A 13,705-nucleotide genomic window follows, 5' to 3' on the forward strand; every position below is an offset into this window, starting at 1 on the left:
ATGAAAACAACTATTGAAGAACGTTTAACATCTTTATTGAAATCATTTCCTAATTATTGGGAAAAGGAGCAATTGAATAAAACAAAAGTTATTGAAGGTATCAGAAATTACGATAAGCAATTAATGACATTACTTTTATCAGATGACTTGATTCGGTCGACTTATTCAACAAAAATAGAAGGGATTGTTGTATTTAAACAGCAGGAACTTATTGAATTTTTTCGTTACAAGTCCTATTGGGATAGCAGTTATACAAGGTTTGGTAATGAAATAGGATTAACCAGTGAAGGGAAATATCTTAAATATAATTCTGATGTTGTACTAGACTTTCCTTTTAAAGATACTGTATTAGAAGGAGGTATGACGAAAGAAGATGTGAATAAAGACGAAGTGTATTATCACAATATACTAGCAAAAGAAGAAATTGATGTGATGTTATCACCAAAAGTATTAATGAATGTAAAAAAATATGAACATAATGGAGAACATAAAGTTAATAAATTTAAAGATACCGATAATTTAGTTTTAAAAGGGAATAACTTAATCGCTTTGCATTCTTTAAAAGAGCGTTTTGCCGGGAAGGTGAAACTAATATACATAGATCCACCTTATAATACAGGTGGAGATAGCTTTAAATATAACGACCGTTTTAATCATTCTACATGGTTAACGTTTATGAAAAATAGATTAGAAATAGCGAGAGAATTACTTTCAAATGACGGTTCTATTTGGATAACAATTGACGATGATGAATCTCATTATTTAAAAGTGTTATGTGATGAAATTTTCGGTAGAGAGAATTTCGTTAACAATGTTATTTGGGAAAAGAAATTTTCTCCACAAAACGATGCCACTTGGTTATCAGATAGTCACGATCACATATTGGTTTTTGCTAAAAATAAAGATATTTGGAGACCTAATCTTCTTCCGCGGAGTGAAGAAATGAATAGTCGATATAAAAATCCAGATAATGATCCACGTGGTCCATGGACTTCTGGAGATTTATCAGTTAAAACATATAATGCCAATACAGACTATACCATCACTACTCCTTCGGGAAGAAAAGTTAATCCACCAGCTGGTTATTGCTGGAGGGTGTCAAAAGAGAAATTGGCAGAAATGATTAAAGACAATCGAATTTGGTTTGGAGCAAATGGTGATAATGTTCCTCGAATCAAACGATTTTTATCTGAGGTAAAAAGTGGAATTACAGCTATGACAATTTGGAAGCATTCAGAGGTAGGTAATAATCAAGAAGCAAAAAAAGAAGTAAATGCTATTGATGATGTAGAGCTGTTTACTACCCCTAAACCTGAACGTTTACTTCAAAGAATTATCCATCTTGGTTCAATTAATGGTGATATAGTTTTAGATTTTTTCATGGGTTCAGCTACAACTCTAGCTGTAGCAATGAAAATGGGCCGTCAATTTATTGGTATAGAACAAATGGATTACATTCAAGGGGTTTCTATTCCTCGGTTGAAAAAAGTTGTTGAAGGAGAACTAGGTGGAATATCTAAGGATGTTAGTTGGAAAGGTGGGGGAAGCTTTGTTTATGCAGAACTACTTGAATCTAACCAAGCATTTATTCGGAAAATAAATAATGCATCATCCGAAGAAGAATTGTTGGAAACGTTAAATTATATTAAGGACAAGGCCTTTTTTAACTTTAAAGTAGAGTTAGAAAAGCTCAATAAGAACCTTTTAATAAGTAATGAATTTTCATTTGAAGATAAGAAAAAACTTGTTTTGGATTCGTTGGATCACAACCAGAACTATGTATCCTATTCAGAAATAGATGATTCCCTTTACAATATTTCAGAACAGATTAAAGCATTTAATCGTTCATTTTACCAAAAAACGGGTGATTTAAATGAATAAAGAAACGCTTCATCATCAAATTGAGAAATTGTTAAATTCTTTATTTGTAGAACGTCCTACTGTTCCAATGTACATACAAAAAAACTTAAAGCACCAACTAAGATCATACCAACAGGCAGCGCTAGAACACTTATTGTTTATTGAAGGTAAACCATCTTCTAACCACCTGTTATTTTTAATGGCAACAGGATCAGGAAAAACTAATGTTTTAGCTGCGTCTATTTTATATCTTTATAAGCAAAAAGGCTTTCAAAATTTTTTATTCTTTGTTAATAGTGATGCCATCATTCGAAAGACAGAAGAGAATCTTTTGAATTCTAGATCAGCTAAGTATTTGTTTAATCCGGAAGGAATAGAAATTGATGGTGAAAAAATTTCTATTCAAGTTGTTGACGTTTTTCCGAAAGAAAAAAACAAACAAACGATCTATTTGAAACTCACTACTATTCAAAAGTTACATATGGAATTGACACAACCTCGTGAGAATGGTTTAACCTATCAATTGTTAGCCGAAGAAAAACTTGTATTGCTTAGTGATGAAGCTCACCATATCAATGTTCAAACAAAGAAAAAGAACAAGAAAAGTGAAACAAAAGTAGAAATTGAAGAAAAGAACTGGGAAATGACTGTATCTAACATAATGAGAGCTAATCCTGAAAATCGAATATTAGAGTTTACTGCTACACTTGATTTGAACAACGAAAATTTATTTGATAAATACAAGGATAAGGTTCTTTTTCAATATGATTTACCACATTTTATGAACGATGGATATTCAAAGAACGTTCTTATTGCTAAACACACCGAAGATGATCAAAGTAAAATGTTGAAAGCTATTCTTCTAAATCAGTACCGTAAATATGTAGGTAAGAAAAATGGGATTGAACTAAAACCTGTCATCATGTTTAAGTCCAACACCATCGCTCTGTCTAAATCTGCTAAAAACTTTTTTATGCAAATGATCCAAGAACTGTCTGAATCGTCGCTTAAAAAGATAGTACAAAGGGAAGTAAGCATTCATAAAAAAACGTCCACTGTTTGGGAACAGGTTTTTAATTTTTATAAGAGTGTAGACTTATCTAAGGTTATCCGTGATTTACAATATGACTTTACACAAGACACCATTTTGTCAGTCAATTCTCAAGAAATCTTTTCAGAACAGGACGCTGGACTTTTAAATTCGTTAGAAAATACCAATAATCCAATTCGGGCAATTTTTGCGGTTGCAAAATTGAATGAAGGATGGGACGTTCTAAACTTATTTGATATTGTTAGGTTAAGTGAAAATGCTTCTGCATCAAAAAAGGCAACAGATTCAGAAGCTCAATTGATAGGGCGAGGTGCAAGATATTACCCATTTGAATATAACGGAGAAAAGTCCTTTCAGCGTCGATTTGATTTATTAGGAAGAGAGCTGTCAGTGTTGGAAAGCCTTCATTATCATACAACAAATGAAAGTGCTTATATTAAAAATCTTATAAAATCGTTAGACGCAGCTGGTATCCAAACAAAGGAAGAAAAGTACAACCGGTACGAAGCAAAGTTGAAGCATAAATTTAAAGAAACTCCTTTATTTAAAAATGGAAAAATCTATATAAATCGACGAGTACCAACAACACCTGATGACTACAACTCTTTAGAAAAGTATTCAATCGATAATCGAGTAACCTACGATTTTGAACGAGCTGAAGAGTTACAATACGGCAAACAAACACAAGGTGAAAAGACACTTTCAGATTTATATACCGAAGTTCAAATTTCTTTCGATAAACGATTAATTCAAAAAGCGATCCAGAGAAATCAATTTTTTCGTTTTTCGACATTAAGTAAGTACATACCTTCAATAAAAAGTGTTCAAGAATTTATTGAATCTTCTTATTTCATGGGGGGGTGCGAAATCTTTGTACGACTTCCTCGTGGAATGACTATTGATGATTTATCTAAGAAGGAACAATTAGCATTTGTGGAGAAGTTTTTAAACCATGTTGAAGAAAAGATGAAACTTAATTACGCCAAAGAAAAAGGTACACCTGAATTTATTGGCGAATCTTTTTCCAGTTATATTGAAGATTACGTGATTGAAACGAATATTGTAAATTCGAGAGGCAAAACACTTAATACCCAATTACTATCGTCAAAAAGTATGCGTGGACAAGATTGGTATATTTATGACCAAGCAATCGTCAATGATCTTGAATGGGCGTTAATTGAGGAAATTAATCAATTTTTAGAAGTTCTTCAGGAAAAATATCAAAACGTCTATTTGGTACGTAACGAACGTAAAGTAAAATTTTATGAAATTGACCGTGTTCGAGGTTTTATGCCTGATTTTCTTTTATTTATGGAAGATGAAGATTTTACATATCAACTTTTTATTGAACCTAAAGGAAGTCATTTAAAAGCTCAGGACAAGTGGAAAGAAGATTTCATGCTATCGTTAACAGAACATGCCGATATAGAAGTTTTACATGATGGCAAACAAGCACGTTTGATTGGATTTAAGTTTTATTCAGATGAAAAAGAAGAAAAACAAGCTTTTCGGGAAGAATTTATAGAAAAATTAGATATTAAAGATCCTACGGAAGAAGAATTTAAATTGAATTACTGAGGTAATTACTAAAAATAGAATAGAGAGAAATTTCGCAAAAAACTAACCCGATACAGGGCGAATCGACACCCTATATACCTTTAAATAGCCAATACGATAAGCGATATAGGGGAGTATCGGCTATTTTTGGGTACTAACGTACCTAAAAATATTTTATGTTATTAATATATACAACATATTATTTATATGAACTTAGCAGCTGATAGAGGAATTTATCTGCTGTTTTTTTATTTTTCTGTACCGTTACAATAAAACGCTTTTAATTGTTACAAATTATGTTATAATATTGTCAGAAGGTATTATTTTTAGTGAGTTTGCTTGAATCTTACAATTCCATGAGGACAGACATCCCTCTTAGATTAGCAAAAGTTGCTAGTTTAAGAGGGGACGTCTGTCCTTAACCAAAAAATAATTATTTTTTTAGGAGGAATTGTAATGAATCGCAAAAACACTAAGAAAGTCAATCCTTTAATTCGAGTGATCGGAGTATTACTTTTAGTATGTCCGATTATTATGGCAGTTTCGTATCAAACAATGGTAATGATTTCTGAAGCACCTGCTGATCTGTTTTTTGTTGAAGATGCATATCATCTTATGTTAGCTGTTTTCTTAATTTCAATGATAGCTTTTGCTTTTGCAGGATTCGTTGGAGTTTTGTATGTTAGCTGGAAGATTTCAGATGCATGTGAACGTATCGCAAATGCGAAAAAACAGAAACAACAAATGCAAAGAAAAGTACAATGTACTCAGCCTTCTAAGGCTAATTACCGTTATTAATACGTTCTTTCATACCCGAATAAAAATTTATATCTTGATCGCGAATTATTGTGTTAGATTGACTTTTTTGTCTGATCTCCAATTTTTAACGCTGATCGATTATAAGATGACATCTTAATAAAATAATACACTTCGACTAGAATAGTTTATGAGGTTCTCTCCTTAAGGTTTATCCTTTTCGGATCGATCGACCCTTATAAAACAATTCTAGTTTTTTCATTTTAAAATACTCTAGGCACAGATAACTTGTCTTCCCTATTCCAAATAATTATGATATTTTTATAAATAATTAATTTAAACAAAATTAAGGCTCACCAACATGAATTGGTGAGCCTTTTTTCGCCATTTCGGCTTAACGTTAAAAGATCTAATTGCCATTTCGGCTTGATAGTAGTATATGCAAATTCATTGATCCTATGTGACTGTACATTATGAACAAAGGGTAGTCTATACACAATATGTGATGGACTACCCTTTGATGATATTAATATTACTTGCCATTTCGGCTTACGATTAATATTTTGCCATTTCGGCTTATATTACATTTATTAATAACCACATTATACATTGAATAAACGTTTTTTTCAAGTGGGTTATTACATTTATTAACTTTTATTTTTTTCTTTGAGTTCCTTCTGAAGTTCAAGAATTTTCTTTTCTAAATCTTTTTTATCTTGTTCTAACTGTTCATTTTCTGTCTGCAAAGTACTTTTATCAAGCTCTAATTGTCCTTTTTCTGCTCGCAAGGTATTTATATCTTGTTCTAATTGTTGATTTGCCTGTGTTAATTTGTAAATTTCAATGTGCTTTTTGGGGAAAGAAAATTCGAAGCAGCGATCTTTTACCTCCCAAAATACAGAGCTTTTTGTTGGATCGTTCACTCCAGGCATCACACCTTTTAAATCGACCAATCTCCCTTTAGATACGGCACGAATATTAGAAAGTATGAGAACGCAAGTGCCTGCAAATCCTTCTGCAACGCCTACTTTTCTATAGAATTTATTGCCGGAAGGATTATCTGTTGGATGGTATGCATCTGCTACTAATTGGGCTGAAGTAGTACTAGGAATGACCAATACCATATTTCCTATCATCTCTATCACAACTGCTGGATGAAGATAAGAACATTCAGGTTTGTAATTACTTCCTAGATCAGTAAACCAAATTTGGCCATAATTAATTGCTGTAGCAGATGTTGTAAGTTCTTTTCTTTGTATCCAGTTTTGCATAGAGATTATATGCAATGCTGATTCTTTCTCTTTAAATGAATTGTGTTTTACCATATAGTTAGAAACTAGTGAATTGTATTCTGGGTAACAACGATTTGAGTTCTTAACATTTCGTGTTATTGAATTCGGGTCTCTAACTACATTTTGTAATTTAGCAAAATCTATTGATGCCACGTAAGTCCCCCCTAAATTTTTCAAATTCATTTTATTCTATCATTTAAAATATCAAAAAAGTTCAAAAAGGACGTTTTTAATTGCTCTTTATCGCGTTTTTTACCTATCGGCTATATTTCTAGTTTATTAGATAGATTTAACTAACTTAACTTCTCCATTATTAACTATAACATCATCTATCCCTTTCCCTTGTGCCAGATCCCATGTTGCGAAAGCAGTATTGATCTTTTTATCAATTAAAGCATTATTCAGATTTATTGCATGGTCTCTAACATATGTTTTCTCTTTATAATCCGCATCATAAGCGATAATACAATTATTATTAGTACGATAAAATTGTTTTATTTTCTCAACGGTTTGAGGTATCTCCATCCAGTGTGATATTCCTGGTGCAGCAATTACTATACATTTTTTTCGCCATGCTAAAATATTGGCTTTTAATGGACCTTCAGTTATCCATATATTTTTAGATTTCATGTAGGGAGGGAAAGCAATATGTAAAGGAGTCCCTGAATTTGTACCATTCTTTTTCTCAGAACTAGATAACCAGATGTATTTTGTTTTTTTAGTAGGTTGATCAACTCTAACTTGTATTCCGCATATCTGTCTGTAAACATTTTTTACAGGAATCATAAAGCCGGTTCCTCCGGCAATAGTAAGGTAATCCCCGTAGTCTCCTTTTTTGTTATAAAAACCAGGTGTAATTCTTAAAATTTTTGTTCCGAACTTTTTTTCTAAAACCTTAGAAACTTCGTATCTTCCTCTAACTTGTAGACTTTTATAGTTGAAAAATTCAATTTCCTCGTCATTAATACCTCGGCTTTTAAGTGAATTTCTATGTTGAGATGTTAATAAAAGATTTTTTAGGAGAAAACTATACACTTGGTCAAGTATATAATCAGGAGCTTTTACTTGTACTTCCTTTGTTTTAAATTGACGTTTATCATAGCGAATATTATGTTCTAACGAATGCCACCATCCTCCTTTTTTATTTGGATGGTTATTTTCAATCCGTTGGCATAATGCTAATTTTCCATCTTCTGAAATCATACACCAATCATTCTTTCCACAAATAGGGCATAATGTTTTCGCTTTGGCCACATTAATAAGAGCCATTGTATTGTGCCTCCTTCCATTATCGTTTAATCGTTTAATTGAATTGTATGGTTATAATAACAATTTTACAATATTTATTATTTATCTACCTAACAAGCTAGATAAATATATGATACAATTAGATATATATTTTTTTAAGGAGGATTTTTTTATGTCCAAAAAAACATTAGAAGAAATTAATTTTAAAGACTTTATCAAGGAAGCAGCAGAACGTTTTCCGGATGGTTCCTTAGCTATACTTAAAGGATTAAAAGCAAAATTAGAGGAAGAAGGCAAGGAAAATTCCTTAAACATGGATGAGATTAGCATTATCGCTAAAATTAATCGAAGCTCTGTAGCTACCGCAATTGCACCATTGGAAGTGTTAGGGTTAGTTGACTTAACAAGATATGGACAAGCCAAAAGATATAGTATTACAAATCTTGGTCTAGAAGTATTTGAATTCTTATCGTAAAGGAGAGTAATAGGTAATGGATAACAAAAAGAAGAAAATATTGATTGCGTCAGGTATTGGAAGTTTTATTTTAGTCACATTATTTGCATTTTTAATTTTCAATCATGATAAGGCTACTGTAACGTCTACCATTCCTAAGGAGAAAGTTGTTAACGAACAAAAGGAACAAGAGGTAGCAAGTGAGGAAGTTGAGAATAAAGAAGATAATACAGACTCTGAAGAAGAAAATACGGAAGAAAAAGTACCTTTTAATGAAGTGGTTTATAACGGAAAACGAATTCAAATTAAAGCAGGAGATCTAACCATTGATAAGAACGGAAACCTTTTATTTAATAGTGATTTTGTAAGTGAAAAATTAGATATGCCAGTCAGCTGGAAAGATGGAGTTGTATATGTAGGACAACAACCAGTAGAAGGTACAGATGAAGTTGCTACATACTTGTCAGATAAAGAAATTTTAAGGTTTACTGTTGAAGATGATGAAAAATTTGGTGAAGAGAGCGAAATAGTAACTGATCAATGGGAAGGTGGTAAGCCGTTAACAATTGCCGGTAACCAATTCAAAAAGGGATTAGGATTAGATTTACAATATCCATCAAGTGGTTGGAATTATAATCCCGTATCTATTTCGGTTGAATACAATCTAGGTGGCGAATATAAAACGTTTAAAACAGAGGTAGGTATAGATGATGAATTTAAAAATAGTACCTCTAATTATATTGTAAGAGTCTATGGTGACGGTAAAATGCTACACGAGACAAAACCATTTAGGGGTGGAGATTTCGCAATTCCTATAGAAGTTGATGTTACAAGTGTTATTAGATTAACTCTTGAATTTGATAAACAAGATGAAAATAGTGAGGAATATACAAAAGCTGTTTTTGCGAATCCAATTATTGAATAGAGATAAACATTTTTGTTTATCTCTGAAAGGAGGAAAACATGACTGTTCAAGAACAAACGGCTTCAGATGAAAGAAATTCCAAGGAATCAAGAAAAAGAGCCCTAAAATATTTATTTCCAGAGCTTATAATACTTGGTTTAATGAGGGATAGGCTTTCAGGTAAATTACAAGCACCTTCTCGCCAAAGTAACCAAGGAACAAATACAAATTATCAGACATTTAATACTCAGGAAACGAATCAATCTATGCAGTATCAGAATCAAATGAATAATTCGTATTCATTTTCTGTTGTAGAAGAAGATGAACCTCGTATGATAGATGAAGAGCTGTTAGAAAATGCTCTAAAGCGCCTTGAAAATATAGTTGGATTAAAAGAAGTAAAAGAGTTTATTTATGATTTAAAAGATGAAGTTTACCTTAATATTCAAAGAGAAATGGCCGGACAAAAAACATCTAGATCTACTTTACATATGGTTTTTACGGGTAACCCTGGTACTGGGAAAACAACAGTAGCACGAATAGTAGCAGATATTTTTAAAGCATTAGGTGTTGTTTCAAATGGTCATTTAGTTGAAGTTGTACGAGAAGATCTGGTTGGCCAATATGTTGGTCAAACTGCTCCTAAAACAAGAGAGATAATCGATCGTTCTATAGGTGGAGTTCTTTTTATCGATGAAGCTTATACTTTATCAAGGGGTGGAGAAACCGACTTTGGAAAAGAAGCAATTGATGCCCTTGTTAAAGGAATGGAAGAAAATCGAGAGAACATGGTAGTCATTCTTGCTGGATATTCAAAAGAAATGTATGAATTTATGCAAGCGAATAGTGGTTTAAAATCAAGATTCCCTAATCAAATAGAATTTAAGGATTATACAGCTGACGAGTTACTTAAAATCGCAGAGATTGACATTAAAAAGAATGATTTTATTGTAGAAGATGATACCTTAAAAGTGATTCATAGTATTTTAGAACAGAGACAAATACCAGGACGAAACGATAGTGGTAACGGACGTCTAGTAAGAAACATTATTGAAGAAGCTCGTCGGAAACAATCAAAACGATTAGTAAGAGATGGCTATCAATCAAATGAAGAAATGAAAATATTGTTACCAGAAGATTTTGGTTACGTTGAAGAAGAAACTTTTGATTTAGAAAAAGAGCTTACTAAGATAATAGGTAATGAGAAGGTAAAGGTATTTATACGACAATTGGCTGCACAAATTAAAGTTCAAAAATTAAGAAAGCAAAAAGGCTTGGGTAGTGCTGCGGGACAAACATTACATATGATTTTCTCCGGTAATCCTGGTACTGGTAAAACAACCATTGCTCGTATTATTGGGAAAATGCTTAAAGATATGGGTGTTTTAAAAAGTGGTCACTTAATAGAAACAGACAGAAGTGGATTGGTTGCAGGTCATGTTGGCCAAACAGCTGAAAAAACCAATGATGTTATCTCCCAAGCATTAGGAGGCATTCTGTTTATCGATGAAGCTTACGCACTTGCTAGTGGTGGTCAAAACGACTTTGGACGTGAAGCGATTGATACGTTAGTAAAAGGAATGGAAGATCACCGTGAAAATCTATTGGTAATTTTAGCTGGATATGAAGAAGATATGGAAAGGTTCTTACAAGTCAATGCAGGGTTACGTTCTAGGTTTCCAAATCAATTCGTGTTTGAAGATTACTCTTTAGACGAACTCGTGCAGATCGCATTCATTATAATTAAAGGAAAAGGTTACAAGATGGCTAAAGGTTGTGAAACAGTACTAAAAGAACAATTACGACCAGCAGTAGGAAGCAAAGAAGCCGGGAATGGTAGATATGTTAGAAATTTAATAGAAAAAGTAGAAAGAAATCAGAACTTGCGCATCTCTCAACTTGAAGAGCCTTCGGAAAATGATTTAATCACAATAATTCCTGAAGATTTTAGGGGAGGGATGTAGAGTGATAAGAGGAATTGTGACGATTGTTGCTTTAGGAATTAGTTTTATGATGTATGTTAGTTCACTAAGAAACATTTATGGATTTTTTACCGTTGTTATAAATGGTGTTAAATTTGAAGATTTTAGTTTCGGAGCTTGGGAGACATTTATTTTACCCATAATTATATGGATAATTATGTTTGGAATCGGGCTTTCTCAATCACCAGTATTATATCCTACGTTTTTATTATCGTTATTAATGTTTTGGGGAACCCAAATTTCTCTTTTTATAGTACATGGTGGACTCGGAGATGGTAGCTCTTTGGCACAAAAAGCAATTTTTCTTTTGTTAGGGTTAATAGGTTTTATTATTTCTAGATGGTTAATCTGTCATTATTTTTATACAAAATACGAAGCATCAAGAACATAGATTTATAGGTTTAAATGTTTTTCTTACTAGAGGTTTATGTTTGAAATTTAGTATGATAAAATAGTTTATCCTGCTTGTATCAAGTTTCTATAGATGAAAGTTTGGTCGCGGACATCTTATGAAATTTAGTGGGTTTATATAGTTTACTAGAACAAAGAGACTCCTTGAAAATTAGGGAGTTTCTTTGTTTATAGATTGTCTAAACTGATTACGATAGCGTTCTTCCGCCTGATCCATAATTCGATAAATTTCTTTTGCATAGTAGTCAATATCTTTTCTTGTTAGTGCTTCCTTCATTTCATAGCATAATTTTATGATTTCTTTTTTTTCTTCCTTAGTTAATACTTCCTCCAATCTCATGACATCTTCTCCTTTGTTAAATAATCTTGTAACATAAGGCATCAAAAAATGTGTAAACAAAAGGGAGCAATTTCTGCTCCTTTTTATTTTTGGCTTTTGAGTTTTTGTGATTTCGTATGTTTTTCTATTAATCTATCAATGTATCTATCTACTTCCTCAGACTTAGGAAAAACTTTTTCTTCATTTTCAATTAAAACTTTTGCTAAAGATGGTTCTAAATGGTCTAAGTTATCAAAGGTTTCTATTGTCCTTAACATATGATTTGAATTAGAATTCCACATCATTAGATTATACGTGTTATTTCCATTATCTCTTAAGAAATATATAAATTTAGAATTTTTAGATCACAGATACTAAAGAGCTTCATCTTTATTTCTCCTTTATTCAATTAAAGAAACAGGGAGTATCGCGTAGATATTCAAAGGCTCCACGAGACACTCCCTTAGAAAACGCGTCGCTTATTCTAAGGCGCAACGAGTTAGTATTCCTTTATATTATATCATAGATGGATTTTTAAAAATGCAGTTTATATAACCACTTCCTGTACCCGTAAAATTTTTACGGGTACTATACTTGTGGAAAAGTTAGGCTAACATCATTGTTTTTAACAATAAATAACCTTTTATTTTTAATTTACCTAGAACAGTAAATATTTTATACTTAAAATATATAAATTATGGAGGACAGAGTAATTTGGATATTCAAATAAATAATAAGCACTCTCTATTGAATCTTATAGAGAAAAAAAGAGAATTAATGATCCTTCAAGGTATTGAATATGGTTTAACAAGTTCAAAAACAATAAAAATTAGTAAAGAGTTAGACCTTTTAATAAACCAATATCAAAAACTAAAAATAATAGAAAATAAAAAAAGAATTGTATAAAATTTGTCTCCCGATAAGATCTGCGACTAACTAGCCAGCGGACACCTGTAATATCGGGAGACTTTTTGTTATATCCCGTATAGGGTGCGACAGGTTAGGAGATCTAATTATCGTCTAAACAAACTTTTAACAATTCTAGGTATTACCCAGTAGCAAATAATCGAGCAAAGAGCCTTTCTTCAGCAGTTAACTTAGTTTTAGAATACTTACCATTCATTGGTGCGTTATAGCTTCCGATTTCGTTATGAAGAAGTTCCAAGTTAAAAGCTTGTAATGGTGATAATACTTCGAGTTCTTTCATAGTAACATCAATAGCTATGCTACATTTGATATCATTTTCGAAGTAAAAAAGGTTTAATGGAATAAGAATTAATCCATCTAATCTGTGACCATTGAATCTACTGTTTTTCATCGTATTAAATTTAAACGAATCATCACTTGGAGCACTGTAAAAGCATCCACCTTTTAACTCTTCATAAATCTCCTCACAAAGAATTGTATCGTGCGGAACATATAAGGCAGCATATTGTCCAAAGGAACTGATAACAGCCATTCTGAGAGCGTCTATTTTTGATGTATAAGGTTGATTAAAAGCATCAAAACCAAATGTTTGTAATTCTTGTGAATCCACCTTAGATAAGCCGTTAAGAAGCTCAGGAACAGTATCCGTAACACAACCATCCGAAAGTTTATTGAAATAACCTTTTTCGTATTCAGTGATAATCGCTTCAAGATCATTTTCGTATTCGCGTTGACTTGTAATATAAGTCATATCATCTGAATATTCACCTCTTATTTCGGACCATTCGTAAGGAAGTCTTACTTTGTTAATTAATACTGAAGCAAGAATGGCCCCTTCTTTTTCTGCACCAAGATACTTAGCAACAAGAAGCAATTTTCCAATACGAGGATTAACCGGTAATTTAGATAATGCTTCGCCAAGAGGTGTAAGCTTTGTAGAATGG

General features: G+C 32.2%; 12 protein-coding genes. 8 read left to right on the forward strand and 4 right to left on the reverse strand.

Features of this window, described 5'->3' with window-relative positions:
* The 3 genes from AC4GZ8_RS25090 (at position 1) to AC4GZ8_RS25100 (ending at position 5,266) form a co-directional block, all read left to right on the forward strand.
* Positions 1-1,881 carry a DNA methyltransferase gene (locus AC4GZ8_RS25090; protein WP_491084617.1) on the forward strand — a complete coding sequence of 627 codons (1,881 nt, stop codon included), beginning with the start codon at positions 1-3 and terminating at the stop codon, positions 1,879-1,881.
* On the forward strand, positions 1,874-4,489 hold the full coding sequence (locus AC4GZ8_RS25095; protein ID WP_491084618.1) for a DEAD/DEAH box helicase family protein: 2,616 nt from the start codon (positions 1,874-1,876) through the stop codon (positions 4,487-4,489). Before AC4GZ8_RS25090 ends, AC4GZ8_RS25095 begins: the two co-directional genes overlap by 8 nt.
* A gap of 435 nt (positions 4,490-4,924) precedes the next feature.
* Positions 4,925-5,266: a hypothetical protein gene (locus AC4GZ8_RS25100; protein WP_491084619.1), complete on the forward strand. Its 342-nt coding sequence runs from the start codon at positions 4,925-4,927 to the stop codon at positions 5,264-5,266.
* Between the two features lie 605 nt (positions 5,267-5,871).
* Here AC4GZ8_RS25100 and AC4GZ8_RS25105 read toward each other — a convergent pair.
* Complete coding sequence (locus AC4GZ8_RS25105) at positions 5,872-6,669, reverse strand: hypothetical protein (RefSeq protein WP_491084620.1); 798 nt, start codon at positions 6,667-6,669, stop codon at positions 5,872-5,874.
* Positions 6,670-6,795: 126 nt separating this feature from the next.
* Complete coding sequence (locus AC4GZ8_RS25110; protein WP_491084621.1) at positions 6,796-7,785, reverse strand: DUF3854 domain-containing protein; 990 nt, start codon at positions 7,783-7,785, stop codon at positions 6,796-6,798.
* A gap of 151 nt (positions 7,786-7,936) precedes the next feature.
* On the opposite strand from AC4GZ8_RS25110, the gene AC4GZ8_RS25115 reads away from it, so the two are divergent.
* The 4 genes from AC4GZ8_RS25115 to AC4GZ8_RS25130 are packed head-to-tail and all read left to right on the forward strand — an operon-like array spanning position 7,937 to position 11,495.
* On the forward strand, positions 7,937-8,239 hold the full coding sequence (locus tag AC4GZ8_RS25115) for a hypothetical protein (RefSeq protein ID WP_491084622.1): 303 nt from the start codon (positions 7,937-7,939) through the stop codon (positions 8,237-8,239).
* 16 nt (positions 8,240-8,255) lie between these two features.
* Positions 8,256-9,143 carry an NPCBM/NEW2 domain-containing protein gene (locus tag AC4GZ8_RS25120; RefSeq protein ID WP_491084623.1) on the forward strand — a complete coding sequence of 296 codons (888 nt, stop codon included), beginning with the start codon at positions 8,256-8,258 and terminating at the stop codon, positions 9,141-9,143.
* A gap of 38 nt (positions 9,144-9,181) precedes the next feature.
* On the forward strand, positions 9,182-11,086 hold the full coding sequence (locus AC4GZ8_RS25125; RefSeq protein ID WP_491084624.1) for an AAA family ATPase: 1,905 nt from the start codon (positions 9,182-9,184) through the stop codon (positions 11,084-11,086).
* A 1-nt stretch (position 11,087) separates the two neighbouring features.
* Positions 11,088-11,495: a hypothetical protein gene (locus AC4GZ8_RS25130; protein WP_491084625.1), complete on the forward strand. Its 408-nt coding sequence runs from the start codon at positions 11,088-11,090 to the stop codon at positions 11,493-11,495.
* Positions 11,496-11,666: 171 nt separating this feature from the next.
* Here the strand turns inward: AC4GZ8_RS25130 and AC4GZ8_RS25135 are convergent, their stop codons facing one another.
* Positions 11,667-11,855, reverse strand: coding sequence for a hypothetical protein (locus AC4GZ8_RS25135; RefSeq protein ID WP_491084626.1), 189 nt, complete (start codon positions 11,853-11,855; stop codon positions 11,667-11,669).
* A gap of 693 nt (positions 11,856-12,548) precedes the next feature.
* Here AC4GZ8_RS25135 and AC4GZ8_RS25140 point away from each other — a divergent pair.
* A complete protein-coding gene (locus tag AC4GZ8_RS25140) occupies positions 12,549-12,740 on the forward strand; it encodes a Spo0E family sporulation regulatory protein-aspartic acid phosphatase (RefSeq protein WP_491084627.1) in 192 nt (63 codons plus the stop codon).
* Between the two features lie 142 nt (positions 12,741-12,882).
* Here the strand turns inward: AC4GZ8_RS25140 and AC4GZ8_RS25145 are convergent.
* On the reverse strand, positions 12,883-13,705 hold an 823-nt coding region (locus tag AC4GZ8_RS25145; RefSeq protein ID WP_491084628.1), incomplete at its 5' end, for a hypothetical protein.

The organism is Metabacillus sp. RB-C-LZQ-3-1 (genome assembly GCF_058315175.1).

Coding starts and splice junctions, on each gene's coding strand:
- AC4GZ8_RS25125 (WP_491084624.1), top strand. CDS start 9,182: ATGACTGTTCAAGAACAAACGGCTTCAGATGAAAGAAATTCCAAGGAA.
- AC4GZ8_RS25110 (WP_491084621.1), bottom strand. CDS start 7,785: ATGGCTCTTATTAATGTGGCCAAAGCGAAAACATTATGCCCTATTTGT.
- AC4GZ8_RS25115 (WP_491084622.1), top strand. CDS start 7,937: ATGTCCAAAAAAACATTAGAAGAAATTAATTTTAAAGACTTTATCAAG.
- AC4GZ8_RS25090 (WP_491084617.1), top strand. CDS start 1: ATGAAAACAACTATTGAAGAACGTTTAACATCTTTATTGAAATCATTT.
- AC4GZ8_RS25100 (WP_491084619.1), top strand. CDS start 4,925: ATGAATCGCAAAAACACTAAGAAAGTCAATCCTTTAATTCGAGTGATC.
- AC4GZ8_RS25120 (WP_491084623.1), top strand. CDS start 8,256: ATGGATAACAAAAAGAAGAAAATATTGATTGCGTCAGGTATTGGAAGT.
- AC4GZ8_RS25135 (WP_491084626.1), bottom strand. CDS start 11,855: ATGAGATTGGAGGAAGTATTAACTAAGGAAGAAAAAAAAGAAATCATA.
- AC4GZ8_RS25095 (WP_491084618.1), top strand. CDS start 1,874: ATGAATAAAGAAACGCTTCATCATCAAATTGAGAAATTGTTAAATTCT.